Annotated in this window: 16 protein-coding genes; 9 read left to right on the top strand and 7 right to left on the bottom strand. The window is 68.4% G+C overall.

Annotated features, from left to right (window positions below; translation table 11 throughout):
• Positions 1-12 precede the first annotated feature (12 nt).
• The 5 genes from AB0J66_RS30685 to AB0J66_RS30665 all read left to right on the top strand — a co-directional run bounded on the left by AB0J66_RS30685 (position 13) and on the right by AB0J66_RS30665 (position 3,649).
• Positions 13-501 (top strand): NUDIX domain-containing protein, encoded by a 489-nt coding sequence (locus tag AB0J66_RS30685; RefSeq protein ID WP_364667924.1) that lies wholly within the window; start codon positions 13-15, stop codon positions 499-501.
• 38 nt (positions 502-539) lie between these two features.
• A complete protein-coding gene (locus AB0J66_RS30680; protein ID WP_364667921.1) occupies positions 540-1,805 on the top strand; it encodes an MFS transporter in 1,266 nt (421 codons plus the stop codon).
• Between the two features lie 101 nt (positions 1,806-1,906).
• On the top strand, positions 1,907-2,806 hold the full coding sequence (locus tag AB0J66_RS30675) for a helix-turn-helix transcriptional regulator (protein WP_364667918.1): 900 nt from the start codon (positions 1,907-1,909) through the stop codon (positions 2,804-2,806).
• Between the two features lie 44 nt (positions 2,807-2,850).
• The gene (locus tag AB0J66_RS30670) at positions 2,851-3,039 is read left to right on the top strand and encodes a DUF397 domain-containing protein (RefSeq protein ID WP_364667915.1); all 189 of its coding nucleotides are present in this window, start codon (positions 2,851-2,853) and stop codon (positions 3,037-3,039) included.
• A gap of 88 nt (positions 3,040-3,127) precedes the next feature.
• Positions 3,128-3,649 (top strand): DUF6226 family protein, encoded by a 522-nt coding sequence (locus AB0J66_RS30665; RefSeq protein WP_364667912.1) that lies wholly within the window; start codon positions 3,128-3,130, stop codon positions 3,647-3,649.
• Here AB0J66_RS30665 and AB0J66_RS30660 read toward each other — a convergent pair.
• On the bottom strand, positions 3,646-4,881 hold the full coding sequence (locus tag AB0J66_RS30660; RefSeq protein ID WP_364667910.1) for an MFS transporter: 1,236 nt from the start codon (positions 4,879-4,881) through the stop codon (positions 3,646-3,648). The genes AB0J66_RS30665 and AB0J66_RS30660 overlap by 4 nt on opposite strands.
• Entirely contained in the window at positions 4,878-5,450 is a 573-nt protein-coding gene (locus AB0J66_RS30655) for a TetR family transcriptional regulator (RefSeq protein ID WP_364667907.1), read from the bottom strand. The genes AB0J66_RS30660 and AB0J66_RS30655 overlap by 4 nt, the downstream gene beginning before the upstream one ends.
• Before the next feature lie 39 nt (positions 5,451-5,489).
• On the opposite strand from AB0J66_RS30655, the gene AB0J66_RS30650 reads away from it, so the two are divergent.
• Positions 5,490-6,617, top strand: coding sequence for a geranylgeranyl reductase family protein (locus AB0J66_RS30650; RefSeq protein WP_364667904.1), 1,128 nt, complete (start codon positions 5,490-5,492; stop codon positions 6,615-6,617).
• Between the two features lie 71 nt (positions 6,618-6,688).
• On the opposite strand, the gene AB0J66_RS30645 is transcribed toward AB0J66_RS30650, so the two are convergent.
• The 4 genes from AB0J66_RS30645 to AB0J66_RS30630 form a co-directional block, all read right to left on the bottom strand.
• Entirely contained in the window at positions 6,689-6,886 is a 198-nt protein-coding gene (locus AB0J66_RS30645; protein ID WP_364667901.1) for a DUF397 domain-containing protein, read from the bottom strand.
• Between the two features lie 264 nt (positions 6,887-7,150).
• Positions 7,151-7,345: a DUF397 domain-containing protein gene (locus AB0J66_RS30640; protein ID WP_364667898.1), complete on the bottom strand. Its 195-nt coding sequence runs from the start codon at positions 7,343-7,345 to the stop codon at positions 7,151-7,153.
• 58 nt (positions 7,346-7,403) lie between these two features.
• A complete protein-coding gene (locus tag AB0J66_RS30635; protein ID WP_364667895.1) occupies positions 7,404-8,309 on the bottom strand; it encodes a helix-turn-helix transcriptional regulator in 906 nt (301 codons plus the stop codon).
• Between the two features lie 168 nt (positions 8,310-8,477).
• Complete coding sequence (locus tag AB0J66_RS30630) at positions 8,478-8,927, bottom strand: DUF6232 family protein (protein ID WP_364667892.1); 450 nt, start codon at positions 8,925-8,927, stop codon at positions 8,478-8,480.
• A gap of 393 nt (positions 8,928-9,320) precedes the next feature.
• Between AB0J66_RS30630 and AB0J66_RS30625 the strand changes: the two genes are divergently transcribed.
• Both AB0J66_RS30625 and AB0J66_RS30620 read left to right on the top strand, forming a co-directional pair.
• The gene (locus AB0J66_RS30625) at positions 9,321-9,779 is read left to right on the top strand and encodes a DUF2231 domain-containing protein (RefSeq protein WP_364667889.1); all 459 of its coding nucleotides are present in this window, start codon (positions 9,321-9,323) and stop codon (positions 9,777-9,779) included.
• A gap of 28 nt (positions 9,780-9,807) precedes the next feature.
• Positions 9,808-10,344, top strand: a complete 537-nt coding sequence (locus tag AB0J66_RS30620; protein WP_364667887.1) for a type 1 glutamine amidotransferase domain-containing protein — start codon at positions 9,808-9,810, stop codon at positions 10,342-10,344.
• Positions 10,345-10,640: 296 nt separating this feature from the next.
• On the opposite strand, the gene AB0J66_RS30615 is transcribed toward AB0J66_RS30620, so the two are convergent.
• Positions 10,641-11,957, bottom strand: a complete 1,317-nt coding sequence (locus tag AB0J66_RS30615) for an MFS transporter (RefSeq protein WP_364667885.1) — start codon at positions 11,955-11,957, stop codon at positions 10,641-10,643.
• Between the two features lie 191 nt (positions 11,958-12,148).
• Between AB0J66_RS30615 and AB0J66_RS30610 the strand changes: the two genes are divergently transcribed.
• Positions 12,149-13,642, top strand: coding sequence for an amino acid adenylation domain-containing protein (locus AB0J66_RS30610; protein ID WP_364667882.1), 1,494 nt, complete (start codon positions 12,149-12,151; stop codon positions 13,640-13,642).
• The last annotated feature ends 22 nt before the right edge of the window (positions 13,643-13,664 follow it).

Below are 13,664 nucleotides of genomic sequence, written 5' to 3'. Positions count from 1 at the left end.
TAAAGTTGGCCCGTGGCACTGACGTGGTCTGAGTCTTACCTGGGCAAGGTTCGCGCGAGCGTGGGCGACACCGACACGATCCTGTTCGTGGGCGCGCGCGGCGTGATCATCGACGATCAGGGCCGGCTGCTGCTCATCCAGCGCTCCGACAACCACCGCTGGGCCATCCCGGCCGGCGCAATGGAGCTCGGCGAGAGCATGGAGGAGTGCGCCGTCCGCGAGGTGTGGGAGGAGACCGGCCTGCGGGCGACGTCGCTGACCCCGTTCGCGTTCTACTCGGCCTACACGTACACGAACGACTACGGCCACACCTACCAGCAGATCCTGATGTCCTTCAAGATCGACACCTGGGAGGGCGAGCTGCTGCGCGAGACCGAGGAGTCGGTCGATGCCGGCTTCTTCGCCCTGGACGCGCTGCCCGGCCCCAAGTCCTTCGTCATCGACGAGACGCTGGCCGACCTCGCGTCCTTCCAGGCCACCGGCCGCCTCGTCCTGAAATAGGTCGCCCTCGGGCCCCGCCATGGGGCACGATCCCGCCCGTGGACCTCACGCCCCTGCGCACCTCCCGCGACTATCGCCTCGTCTTCGCGGGCGGCACGGTCTCCGGTTTCGGGTCGTTCATCACGTACGTCACCATCCCGTTCCAGGTGGCGCACTTGACCAACGACCCGCTCATGGTCGGCCTGCTGGGCGTCTGCGAGCTGGTCCCGCTGCTGGTCATGGCCTTCGTCGGCGGCGCCTTGGCCGACTACCTGGACCGGCGCCTGCTGGTCCGGGGCGGCGAGTTCGCTCTGGCCGCGCTCACGGGCGTACTGCTGGTCAATGCCTTTTCCTCCTCGCCCCATCTGTGGTTGCTCTACGTGGTGGCCGCGCTGACCGCCACGGTCGACGGCCTGCAACGCCCGGCCCTGGAGGCCATGGTCCCCCGGCTGGTACGCCCCGAAGAGCTCCCGGCCACGATGGCGCTGCAGTCGCTCGGCATGCAGATCGCCCAGCTCGGCGGCCCGGCCCTGGCCGGCCTCCTGATCGCCTCGGTCGACCTGGCCTGGGTGTACGCGTTCGACCTGCTCACCTTCGCCGTCTCGCTCACCTGCCTCACGCTGGTGCGGGCCGTGCCCCCGCCACCCGACGCCGACCGCCCGTCCCTGCGCGCCGTCGTCACCGGTCTGCGGTACGCCCGCTCCCGCCCCGAACTGCTCGGCACCTACCTGGTCGACATCAACGCCATGTTCTTCGGCATGCCGCAGGCCCTCTACCCGTTCCTCGCGACCCAGCTGGGCGGCCCCCGCGTGCTCGGTCTGCTCTACGCCGCCCCCGCCGTCGGCTCCCTGCTGGCCACCCTGGGCAGCAGCTGGACCGCCCGCGTCCACCGCCACGGCCTGATGGTCGTCATCGCCGCCGCCTTCTGGGGCGTCGGCATCATCGGCGTGGGCCTGTCCAACACCCTCTGGCTGACCCTGTTCTGCCTGGCCTTCGCCGGCGCGGCCGACATGATCTCGGGCATCTTCCGCGCCATCATCTGGAGCCAGACCATCCCCGACCACCTCCGCGGCCGCCTGGCCGGCATCGAAATGCTCTCCTACACCACCGGTCCGCTGCTGGGCCAGCTCCGCTCCGGCCTGATGGCCCGCACCCGCCTGGGCGTGACCGGCTCCATCTGGCTCGGCGGGCTCCTCTGCGTGGCCGGCACCGCGGCCTTGGCCTTGGCCCTCCCTCGCTTCCTCCGCTACGACGGCAAGGACGGCATGGCCTTGAAGAAAGCCGCCGACGAGGCCTGGGCGGCCGCCGCCACCAGCCGCGCCTGACAGATCGAGTCACCCGGATCGCTGACGTCAGCGGAACCATCTGCGAGGTAGCTTGTCAGGTACGAGATCCACCCACTTCCCGTCTCAGTGAAGAGGGAACGATGGAAGCGACCTCCCCCACGATCGCGCGCCGACGTGTACGTATAGCGATTCGCGAGGCACGCGAGGCGGCCGAACTCACCCAGGCGCAGGTCGCCGAGGAGTTGGAGTGGTCGCTCAGCAAGGTGATCCGCATCGAGAACGGCGACGTCTCCATCTCGGTCAATGATCTCCGGCTACTGCTTCCCTACCTTGGCATCAGGGACAGGGCACAGGTCGCCGCACTGGTCAGCGACGCCCGGATCGCCCGCGCCCGGACCAAGACAGCGTGGTGGGCGGAGGGCCGCTTCCGCGAACTCATGTCCGATCCCCTGCGCCGATACATCGAATTCGAGGCAGAGGCCTCCGAGATCCGATCGTTCTCCATCCTCTATCTGCCAGGTCCGCTGCAGACGTCTGACTACGGCAAGGCGCTGACCGGTTCGTGGCTAGACGAAGAGGACAACTTCACGCAAGAGAAGATCGACACCCTCGTCGAGGCTCGTCAACGCCGGCACGAGGCGCTGATCGCGCGGACCGGATCGGTGCGCGTCTTCGTCGTGCTCGACGAGGGCGTATTCAACCGCCCGATCGGTGGCAACCGGGTCTTCGCGGGTCAGCTTCGCCAACTCGTTGAGCTTTCCGAGCGCGGGCTGACATACATCCGCATGCTTCCCTTCGACATCAAGGTCTCGATTGCCAACAACGGCAGCTTCGACCTCCTGACGGTTGGCGCCGGCCAGGCGACGGGTGAGGTGATGTACCGAGAGAACGGCATCACCGACGAGATGATCGAGAACCGTCGCGAGACGGCGCGGCACCGCAGGCGTTTCGAGCAACTCTGGCAAGCGGCCGACGACGAAAACGACACGATCGAGTTCATGAAAAAACGCATCACCGCTCTCGAAAGTGCCTCTCCCTAGCCGTGCCACAACACGCTGAAAGTCCTAGCCCCCAGGAGGGCCTTATGCAGACCGAATCACCCAGGTGGCGTCGCAGCAGCCGGTGCAGCGGCGGCACATGCGTCGAAGTAGCGGTGGTCGAGGGACAGTACCTGGTCCGCGACGGCAAGAACCCCGAACAGCGTCATCTCTCGTTCACGCATGACGAGTGGGTGGCCTTCGTCGCCGGCGTCAAGAACGATGAGTTCAACTGAGTAACCGCAAGTGCCACGCGAATTCTGATGGAGCGGGTTTCGACCTGATCGCTGGTATGCCCCGGGCCGATCGGGGCATACTTCGCGAGTGACGGCCGATCCGCACATCACCGGCTCCATCCGCTTCAGCGTGCTGCATGACGCGGCCGGGGCGCTGCTCGCCGAGTTGGACGAGCGCTACATGGTCGACCGTCGGGAGACCAAGGAACAACTGGGGCCGGCCGAGGCCCTGGTGCGGATCGAGCGGCTGATGCCGCGTACACCCGCCGCGGCGCCGCTGGCCATCGCGTTCACCGATTTCCCAGGCCTCCGCCTGCGCCTGGGCCGGTGGTGGGTCGAGACGCTGCCCGCCTGCGGATGCGACGACTGCGAGGAAGATCCGGCCCAGCTGGTCGAGGTGCTCCGGACCCAGGCGTACGCCCTGGTCGAGGGTGGTCTGTGGGAGCGAGTCAGGCGCGGCGTCGGTGGCTCCTGGTTCGAGACCCGGCTGATCGGCGTGGGCGTCAACGGCCGCCGAGAAGGTCCGCTGACGCGGCAGGACGGCCGTGAGGCCCGGCGTAGCGGTTTCGCCGCGCCCGTGCTGTGGGCGCCGTGGCCCCGGCGTGCCTAGCGTGCCTCCGGCAGTTGCTTGACCGATCCCGCCAGAGTGATCGACACGATGAGTAGCACGGCCACGGCTACGAGGGCGTTCTTGACCGTCACGTGATCGCCGAGGAAGCCGATCAGCGGCGGTCCACCCAGGAACGCGCAGTAGCCGATCGACGCGACCACGCTGACCCGCGCGGCGGCGTGGGCCGGGTCGTCCGCGGCGGCGCTCATGCCGACCGGGAAGCCGAGCGACGCGCCCAGGCCCCACAGGAGGGCGCCGAGGAAGGCGACCGGCGTGTTCGGCCCGAAAATGTACAGGGCCAGCCCGGCCAGCGAGACCACGGCCAGGACGCGGACCACGGGCACACGGCCGTACCGGTCGAGCAGGGGTGGGCCGAACCAGCGGCCGGCTGTCATGGCGGCCAGGAAGACGGCGAAGGCCAGCGTGCCGACGGCGGCCGACGCCCCGTGGCTGTCGATCATGGAGACGCTGATCCAGTCGATGCCGGCCCCCTCGGTGAAGGCGAAGGCCAGCACGAAGACACCGACCAGGATCGTGCGGGGCTCACGCCACGTGGTCAGCGCCCGGGCGAGGCGACTCTGTGTGGTCACCGGCGCGGTGGAGCCGACCATCGTGGGATCGGACGGGGTGACGGCGGGTGCCGGGCCGTCGTCGTCCGGCCCGAACGAGCGTACGGACAAAACGACGACCACCGCGATCACGACGGCAGTGGCCGCCAGATGGGCCGTGACCGAAATGTCAAAAGCCACCGCCGCCGCGCCGACGAGCGCGCCGGCCACGGTCCCCACGCTGAAACCGGCGTGGAAGCGCGGCATGATCGCTTTCCCGAGCCGCCGCTCGACGATCGCGCCCTGGACGTTCATGCCGACGTCCCAGGCGCCGTTGGCGAAGCCGAAGAAGAACAGGGACACCACCACCGGCAGCACACCGTGCCGGAAGCCGACGGCGGCGCCGACCATGGCGAAACCGAGCAGCACGCCCATCGCGCCGACCGTCCGCCGGGAGCCGAAGTGCGACACGATCTGCCCGGCGAGCAGCAGCGACACGATCGAGCCGGCGGCCAGCGAGAGCAGCACGAGGCCGAGCCGTGACGGGCTCAGCCCCAGCTCGTCGCGCACCTGCGGGATGCGGGCGGCCCAGCTGGCGGCGGCCACCCCGGCGAAGATGAAGGCCAGGTAGACGGCGCGGGTGGCCGCCCGCACCTCCGGCGCGGTCGAGGCGGTGGTGGTCACTCCGGAACTCCGAGCAGGCGGCGCACGATCGAACGGGTCTCCGCGCGATCGAAGGGGGCGGTGGAAAGGGTGCGGTGCATGACGAGGCCCTCGATGAGCGCGTCCACCCCGCGGGCGGTCACCGGGTCGATGAAGCGCTCGAGCACCGCACGGGAGCGGCGCATCCACGAGTCGGTCACGCTGCGCAGGGCGGGGTCGCGCAGCGCGGCCAGGTAGAGCTCGTAGGAGACCACCCAGTCGCGTTCGGTGCCGCCGGCGTCCCCGTTGATCAGGTCGGCCACCGCGTCGGCGAAGCCCTCGAGGTCGCGTACGTCCGCGAAGTGCGCCTCGTAGCGAGGCGACATCTGCTCGGAGAGCCGCCGGAACGCCTGGGCGAGCAGGTCGTCGATGCTGTCGAAGTGGTAGGTGATCGAGCCGAGCGGCACGTCGGCCGCCGCCGCTATCCGCCGGCTGGTGGTGCCGGCCACGCCGTGATCGGCCACCACGTCGATGGTGGCGTCGATGATGCGGCTTTTACGCTCCGGGTCGTACCGGCGCGGTGAGCGCGCCGCGGGCACCGTGGTTGCCATGCGTACGATCGTACATAGAACCCTGGATAGAATGCCGCCGTGATCGTGGAGCCGGCTTGGGACGTGGTGGTGGTCGGCGGCGGGCCGGCCGGTTTGTCGGCGGCGCACGCGGCCGCCACGGCCGGAGCGCGCACCCTCGTCCTGGAACGGGCCGAGCACCCGCGCTACAAGACGTGCGGCGGCGGCCTCCTCGGCAGCTCACTCGCCCTCTCGGCCCCGCTCATCGACGTGCCGGCCCGGGACACGATCAACGCGATCACCTTCACCCGCGACGGCCGCCGCTCCTTCACCCGCCACGCGAGCGGCCGCCCGGTGCTGACCCTGGTCCGCCGGGACGAGTTCGACCTGGCCTGGTCCAAGGCGGCGACCGCGGCCGGCGCCACCGTCCGGCAGAACAGCCAGGTCCGCGCCGTGAGCGAGAACGACCAGGCGGTCACCGTCACGCTGGCCGACGGTGAGGAGATCACAGCCCGGGTGGTGATCGGCGCCGACGGTTCGGCCGGCATCACCTCCCGCCACGTCGGGGTCACCCTCGACCAGCAGGACCTGGGCCTCGAGGTCGAGCTGGCGGCGACCGACGCCGACCGCGCGACGTGGCGCGGCCGGGTCCTGCTCGACTGGGGCGCCTTCCCCGGCTCGTACGGCTGGGTCTTCCCGAAGGACGACGAGCTCACCGTCGGCGTCATCATGGCCAAGGGCAACGGCGCCGACACCAAGCGCTACCTGCACGACTTCGTCCACCGTCTCGGCCTCGACGCCCGCGAGGTCCGCCGCGACTCCGGCCACCTGACCCGTTGCCGCCGCCCCGACTCGCCGCTGCGCAAGGGTCACGTCCTGGTCACCGGCGACGCTGCCGGCCTGCTCGAACCGTGGACCCGCGAGGGCATCAGCTACGCCTTACGCTCCGGCGCCTGGGCCGGCCAGGCCGCCGCCACCGGCGACCTGGACGCCTACGAGCGTCGCGTCGCCGCGGAGCTCGCCCCGGAGATGGCCGCTGGTCGACGATTGCTGGGCGCGTTCTCACGCCATCCCGCCATAGTCCACCTGACGATGGGCACTCCGTTGGGCTGGCGGGCGTTCGAGACCTTCTGCCGGGGTGAGCTGTCCATGGCCAGCGTCATCCGTCGCCGTGGCATCAGAGCCCTGCTCACCCTTTTCGGCGCGTGAAGTCGCGCCGCGTACGGGCTGACGGCCGGCGGCCCGTCAGCACTCAAGTCGACTTCGCCTCAGGCGAAGTCTCAGGTGAAGTCGAACTCGCCGCTCTTGACCGCGGCGGTGAATGCGCTCCACTCCGCGCTCGTGTATTCCTGAACGGCTTCGGGGCTCTTCGAATCACGAACCAGGACCTTGTCGCCCGATCGGGCGACCTCGACGCACGTGCCACCTGAGCACTTCGTCGCGCGTCGCCACGAGAGCTCTTGCGTGTTCCGACTCATCTGCACACCTCCGTGCGGTTCCCGAAGTCCACGGTAAGCGAACCTTCGACCACACGGCAGGAATGAATACTCGGGATGAAGCAGAAATGACCGCAATGACCTCTTTGGACACGCCAAGTTTCTGCTTGATCACGATTCGTCCGTTTTACGGCACCCCCGCGATGCCGAAATCCGACAGTTGTACCGCTACCTCAGGGAGAGGCGCCGGCCCCGCCCGCCCGGGTTGATGGATCTCCACGAGGCGGGCGGGGTACGGCTACGACATCAAAAGCTGAATTCGTCCGCCTTCACGCCGGCGACGAAGGCATCCCACTCGGCCTTGGTGAACGAGTACGGCGCCACCTGCGGGTTCTTGCTGTCCCGGACCAGGTAGTTGTCGCCATCTTTGGCCACTTCAACGCAGTTGCCGCTGGCACACCGGCTGCTCCGGTGCCACTGCGACACACCCGACTCGCTCATCTGACATTCTCTCCTGAGACTCACTGAAACCAGTATTTAATATTCAATTCAACAAGCTTCAGCGGGTTGCTTCGAGCTCATTGATGCGCTGCTTCACGTAGGCAAGGGTGTCGCCTTCGGTCGCCGCAACACTCCAAAGTTGGTCAAACCGTATGCGGTGTCGCTTGGTCTCGGCGGGCGTTTCCACGATCTCGTCGCCCACGCCGTTCTCCCTGTACAGAACCTCATGCGCGGAAAGGCCGGCGCCAACGGTGGCAAGCTCGAAACTGCCGTTGTTGGCGATGGCGACACCAAGGTCGAAGGGAAGCATGCGCAGTTTGAACAAGCTGCCACTGCAGAGCTCGACGATCTGGCGCAACTGGCGCGCGAACAGCTCGGCCCCGCCGAACGTTCGCAGCAGCACAGATTGATCGACGAGAATGAGGTACTCCAGGGAGCCGCCCCTGGCCATGAGCCCTTCCCGCCGGCGCCGCCGGGCATCGACCAGGACGCGGACCTTCTCCCGGGTGAAGTCGTCCACTTCCTCCACCCACGTTCCGGTCAACGCTGTCCCGTAGTCCGGGGTCTGCAGCGGACCTGGCACGTAGAAGATATTGAACGATCGAATTTTCGACGCTTCGGCCTCGTACTCGACGAACTTGCGCAGGTGATCGGACGCGAGTTCGCGGAACCGCCCCTCTTGCCACCATCCGGCCGCGGCCCGCTGCCGGGCGCGAGCGAGTCGCGCGTCGGCGAGCAGGGAGTTGACCCTGTCCTTGTCGCGCACGCCCAGCAGATTGAGCAAGTTACGGAGATCGCCAACGGAGATCGTGACATCGCCGTTCTCGATCCGGATCACCTTGCTGAGTGACCACTCGAGTTCCTCGGCCACCTGCGCTTGGGTGAGCTCGGCCCCATCGCGCGCCTCTCGGAGGGCACGACGGACGCGCAAACGCGCAACGGTAGGCGAATCGCCCTCGGCCATAGGTCCTTCATCGTTGAAGTGGCAGCGGAAGCAAGGTCGGTGCAGGATGCTACCTCGCTGATTGCCTACTGGCTATCAGCGAGGCGGCTCATCTTATTACGGTTACCAGAACGACCGCGGTGCGGGTGCCGTTTCGCCCAGGAAACCCACGTCACCCGCTCGCAGCCGTCAAGCGGCAGCGAGATTCAAGTCCCCCGCCGGTGGCCGGGCATCCTCCATGGACCTCCTCAAAGCACGTTTGACCTGGTTGAACTGCCGTTCCTCGCCACAGGAGTAGAGCATCACCTCGGTGCCACGGACCGTGGCGTACAGCTCCCACGCCCGGGAGCGACGGAACATCGACGGAACGGCGCAGGCCACGGGAACCGTCACGGCCATCAGTCCGATGGCATACGCGTGCGGAGGCTCAAGCACCGTCCAGCCGGCTCCGATCACCCCAACGGTGACGGCGGCTGCTACGGAGACCTTCACTGAAGAAGCGGGTTCGGCGATTGCTCGTACCTGCCCGACGTTACGGAGGTCGCGGACGGCGAAGCTTTTCACCGGCGTGGTCCGCCAGATGAAGAGTTCGTCGGTGACCACAGCGTCCGGCCCACGGTAGTAGGTACGTTTGCTCATGGCGCACTCCTCTCGGCTGAGGCTTGCGAGGAGAGGAAATGCGGGCCAGTATGGCGCAAGAGACGTACTATCCTCGCCCCGCTGTTGATCGAAGACAGAGCAACAGTGGACAGAGGCAAGAACGGCACCCGGTTGCCGCCGGGTGCCGTTTGTTTTCCGTCTTCCCTTCTTCCGTCTCCGCCCTTCTTGCTCTACTGGTAGTACAACACGCCAGGCGGCTATCCGCTACACATCAATCTGCCATGTGGCAGATAGCGAGAAGGCTGACTCCGCCTGAGGGCCCCGTCACTCTGACCGGGTTGTGGCGTTTCATGGGCGAACAGGCCGGGTAGGCCAACGATGGATGCCACTGTCGATCCTGTAAAAGCGCAGGTGGAAGGGCGATGAACCCGCATGGAGAGCCGACTCAAGATCGCAAACCAGGCGGTGCAACCCATCCTGGTGATGTTCCCGCTGGGGCTGTTCGCGATGGCCCTCATCTTCGACACCGCGAACCAACTGGGTGGCCCCGACATTCTGGGAACGCTGGCCTACTGGAACATCGTGGCCGGCCTGGTCGGCGGCATCCTCGCCGCGACGGCGAGCGCCATTGATCTCGCTTTCGTGCGCCGCGCCGACACCAAGCGCCTCGGCGTCCTGCGGACACTGCTCAACATGGGCGTCCTTTTCCTGTTCGCCGTCATTCTCATGGTGCGCGTCGGCAACCCCGATCGCGCCGCCGGAACAGGCCTCTACCTTCTCGAGATCCTCGCCGTCGCCATCTGCGGTTTCGGCGCCTGGTTCGTCGCCCAGCTGGCCAACGGCCGCACGCCGGCGTTTGCCCGGGCCGCCGTGGGGAACCGCGGTTACTGATCTTTTAATCGACGAAGGGGCAACCGGAATGACCACCTCGATCCAGGGCAAGCGCGTTGCCTTCCTGGCCACCGACGGCGTGGAAGAAGTCGAATACACCGAGCCCCGCAAGGCCGTGGAATCGGCCGGTGGCACCGCCGAACTGATCTCCATCAAGGACGGCAAGATCCAGGCCGTCAACCACATGGACAAGGCCGGAACGTACAGCGTGGACAAGCTGGCCAAGGACGCCGACGCCGCCGATTACGACGCCCTGGTCCTGCCGGGCGGCGTCGCGAATCCCGATTTCCTGCGCGCCGACACCGACGCCGTGCGCTTCGTCCGCGACTTCGTGGCCACCGGAAAACCCGTCGCCGCCATCTGCCACGGCCCGTGGACCCTCGTCGAAGCCGGCGCCGTCAGCGGCCGCACCCTCACGAGCTGGCCCAGCCTGCGCACCGACCTCACCAACGCCGGCGCCACCTGGGTCGACCAGGAAGTCTTCGTCGACAACGCCCTGATCACCAGCCGCAAGCCCGACGACCTGCCGGCTTTCTGCGGCGAGTTGCTCTCGGCGCTCTCTTAGAGGTACGCAGTCAAGAAGGCCACCCGAGGCGAGGGGCCGCCAACTGCAACACCGGCTCCACGCCCGGCCGCCGGGCTGTCCCGGCGGGTCAGGCTCCAGGCCCAAGAGACGAAAGCCCAGGTCGGTGGCCTGGGCTGATCAGGGCTACCGGAAGGTGTGGCACCGCCTGACTACCGACTACACACCCTGACTCCGACCGCATCGCACCCGCGGCCGGCGCATTACGTCAGGCCCGCCAGCGCGCGGCCTCGCCTACCTGAGCCGAGCTATCGGACCTCCCGCCCTGGATACGGGCCTCAGCGTACCGCCGCGGTGCCCTGGCCAGGGGGCTCTTCCAGATCAGGCTCGGGCAGCGCGCGCAGTCTCGGTAGCGGCGAGAAGATGATCCACAGCACGCCCAACAGCCCACCGCACACCGCGATCCAGACCGTGGGTTCCAGCCCGATCGTGGCGCCCAGCGCACCGCCGAGCAGGGCGCCGATCGGACGGATGCCGTAGTTGACGGTGCGGCGCGCGCCCTGTATGCGGGCCAGCATCGGCGGTGGGGTGGCGGCCGTCTGAACCGCGCCGGCGTTGATGTCGAGCATCACCACGCCCATCCCGGAGACGAACTCGGCGACGAACAGCATCGCCAGCACGAGGATCAGCGGACCGTCGGCGAACGGAACCAGGATCAGCGGTGCGGGGAAGATGACATAGGCAGCCACGAGCGTCGGGCCGATGCCGAACCGGCGAGTGATCCGACCGGTGACGACGGCCCCGATCAGGCCGCCGGTCGCACCGGCGCCGATGACGATGCCGAGTAGCCCGGCGCTTACGTTGAGCTCGGTGGTGGCGTAGAGGATGAACAACGCCTCGAACATATAGTTGAAGAGGTTGAGCGTCGTGCTGGCCAGCAGGATGGAGCGAAGTGTCACCGACCGAGCGAGATATCGGAGCCCGGAGACGGCGTTGCTCAGAGCGCCCTTGCGGGTGGACGGCGCAATTTCCACCGCCTTCGTCCGGGCCAGCAGCAAGGCCGAGAACAAGTAGGACGCCGCGTCCACGATTACCGCGATCGGTGCGCTGAACACCTGCACGAGCACGCCACCGATGCTGGGCCCAGCCACCGACGACATCGCTCGTGACCCGTTGATCAGGGCGTTGGCGTCGAGGTAGTCATCGCGAGCCACCAGGGCGACGAACAGGCTGCTGTAGGCCACCTGGAACACCATCGACAGCGTGCCCACAGCGAACATGACCACGTACAGCTGCGGCAGGGTCAGCATCTCGGCGAACCACAGCACCGGGACGGCGGCCAGCAGCAGGGCCCGGCCGAGGTCGGCCGCGATCATGACTCGTCGCTTGTGCGGGTAGCGATCCACCCATGCGCCGGCGAGCACCGAGAACAGCAGGTTCGGCGCGAGACCGGCGGCGGTGAGATAGCCCATCTGCGCCGGACCGGCCCCGGTGGCCAGCACCGCCAGCAGCGGTATGGCCAAAGTGGACACCTCGTCGCCGAAGAGCGACACTGTCTGAGCTGACCAATAGCGCCGGAACGCCGCCTGGCGCAGCAGCCTCGGCAGCCAGCGCGGCCCCGGGCCGGGCGGCTCCGGAAGGGTCGGGTCAGGCATGGTCGTACCGTCTCAATAGATCCCCATCTCTTCGAGAGAGGTAGCGTAGTCGCAAAGGATTTCTCCGGCGAGCCCGGCAGCGGTCCGCACGGGTCACCCGAAGCGCTCCTCGAACGGGTACCGTTCGTCCATCAAGGACGAAGCCAGGGCGTCTTCTCACGCACCAGGCGGAGTTGGAGGAGCGGCGCATCGTGGTGTCTCCGGTTCAGACGTTGGACGAGATCCTGCGCCGCGGCGCCGCCGCTCGGCCCGGCAGCCCGGCGCTGATCGGGGAGAACGTCCGGCTCACCTACGCCGAGCTCGACGTCCGGGTCGACGCGCTGGCCTCGGCACTGGTGGAGGCGGGGCTGGCGCCCGGCGACCGCGCGGCCGTCCTGGCCGACGGGTCGGCCGAAGCGGTCCTCGCGCTGGCCGCCACGATGCGCGCCGGCGCCTGCGCGGTTCCGCTCGACGCGGCCCACCCCGTCGCCCGGCGAGCCGAAGCCCTGCGCGACGCCGGATGCCGGATGGTCGTCTCTCCCGACCTCGTCGCCCAGACCGCCGCCGCGCCGCCCGGAGCAGCGCCGGAGAGCCCGGCGTACGCCATCTACACATCCGGGTCGACCGGTCGCCCCAAGGCGGTCGTCGTCGGGCATGCCGCCGCGGCCCGGCATGCCGCCGCGGCCGCCGACTACTTCGGGATGACGCCCGGCGACCGAGTGCTGCAGTTCGCGTCGCTGAGCTTCGACGTCGCGCAGGAGGAGATCTGGCCGACCTGGCTGGCCGGGGGCACAGTGGTGACCCGCCCCCGCGAGGTACTCCATGCCGCGGCGCTCGGACGCTTCGTCGCCGAGCACGGCATCACCGTCCTCCAGCTGCCGACGGCGTACTGGCGTGCCGTGCTGCCGGATGCCGAGATGATCGAGGCGTCCGACCTGCGAACGCTGCGGTTGGTGGTGATCGGCGGGGAGGCCGCGTCGCTGGCCGACGTCTATCGGTGGCGCGACAGCCCGTTCCACAACATCGATCTGGTCAACGGGTACGGACCGACCGAGTGCGTGGTGACCGCGACGGCATTCCGGCTCGCCGGGACAGACCCCGTGCCGGTCACCGGCGGCGGTCTGCCGATCGGCTCCGCCCTGCCCGGCCGCCGGTTGTGGATCCTGGACGACGCCGGCCGCCCGGTGGTCACGGGATCGGCCGGCGAGCTGTACGTCGGCGGAGTCCTGGCTGACGGCTACCTCGGCCGGCCCGAGCTGACGGCGGAACGCTTCCGGGACATCGAGGTCGGCGGTGAGCGGCACCGGACGTACCGGACCGGCGACCTCGTTCGCGAGTGCGAGCCCGGCGTCCTCGAGTTCCTCGGGCGACGGGACAACCAGATCAAGGTGCGCGGCTACCGGATCGAGCTGGAGGAGATCGACGCGGTGCTGCGGGACTGCCCCGGTGTCCAGGACGTCGCCACGGTGCTGGTGGCGGCGCGCACCGGCGAGCCGGTGCTGGCCTCGCTGATCGTCGGCGACGACGCCTCGGTGATCGATGAGGCGTCCCGCCGCCTGCCGGCGTACATGCTGCCCACGGTGACCGTCACCGCCGAGCGACTGCCGCTCACGACCGCGGGGAAGGTCGACCGCGTCGCCGTTCAGACCCTCCTGGTGGAGGCGCTGGCCGCGCGGCGGCCGACTCGAGCGGGAAGCCCGACCTGACCATCTCAGCAGAGGAGGAGAA

The organism is Actinoplanes sp. NPDC049598 (assembly GCF_040675435.1).
In the GTDB taxonomy this organism is placed as follows: Bacteria; Actinomycetota; Actinomycetes; order Mycobacteriales; family Micromonosporaceae; genus Actinoplanes.
This window is presented reverse-complemented; position numbering and strand designations above follow the sequence as displayed.

Coding starts and splice junctions, on each gene's coding strand:
- AB0J66_RS30675 (WP_364667918.1), top strand. CDS start 1,907: ATGGAAGCGACCTCCCCCACGATCGCGCGCCGACGTGTACGTATAGCG.
- AB0J66_RS30670 (WP_364667915.1), top strand. CDS start 2,851: ATGCAGACCGAATCACCCAGGTGGCGTCGCAGCAGCCGGTGCAGCGGC.
- AB0J66_RS30655 (WP_364667907.1), bottom strand. CDS start 5,450: ATGGCAACCACGGTGCCCGCGGCGCGCTCACCGCGCCGGTACGACCCG.
- AB0J66_RS30645 (WP_364667901.1), bottom strand. CDS start 6,886: ATGAGTCGGAACACGCAAGAGCTCTCGTGGCGACGCGCGACGAAGTGC.
- AB0J66_RS30640 (WP_364667898.1), bottom strand. CDS start 7,345: ATGAGCGAGTCGGGTGTGTCGCAGTGGCACCGGAGCAGCCGGTGTGCC.
- AB0J66_RS30635 (WP_364667895.1), bottom strand. CDS start 8,309: ATGGCCGAGGGCGATTCGCCTACCGTTGCGCGTTTGCGCGTCCGTCGT.
- AB0J66_RS30630 (WP_364667892.1), bottom strand. CDS start 8,927: ATGAGCAAACGTACCTACTACCGTGGGCCGGACGCTGTGGTCACCGAC.
- AB0J66_RS30625 (WP_364667889.1), top strand. CDS start 9,321: ATGGAGAGCCGACTCAAGATCGCAAACCAGGCGGTGCAACCCATCCTG.
- AB0J66_RS30620 (WP_364667887.1), top strand. CDS start 9,808: ATGACCACCTCGATCCAGGGCAAGCGCGTTGCCTTCCTGGCCACCGAC.
- AB0J66_RS30615 (WP_364667885.1), bottom strand. CDS start 11,957: ATGCCTGACCCGACCCTTCCGGAGCCGCCCGGCCCGGGGCCGCGCTGG.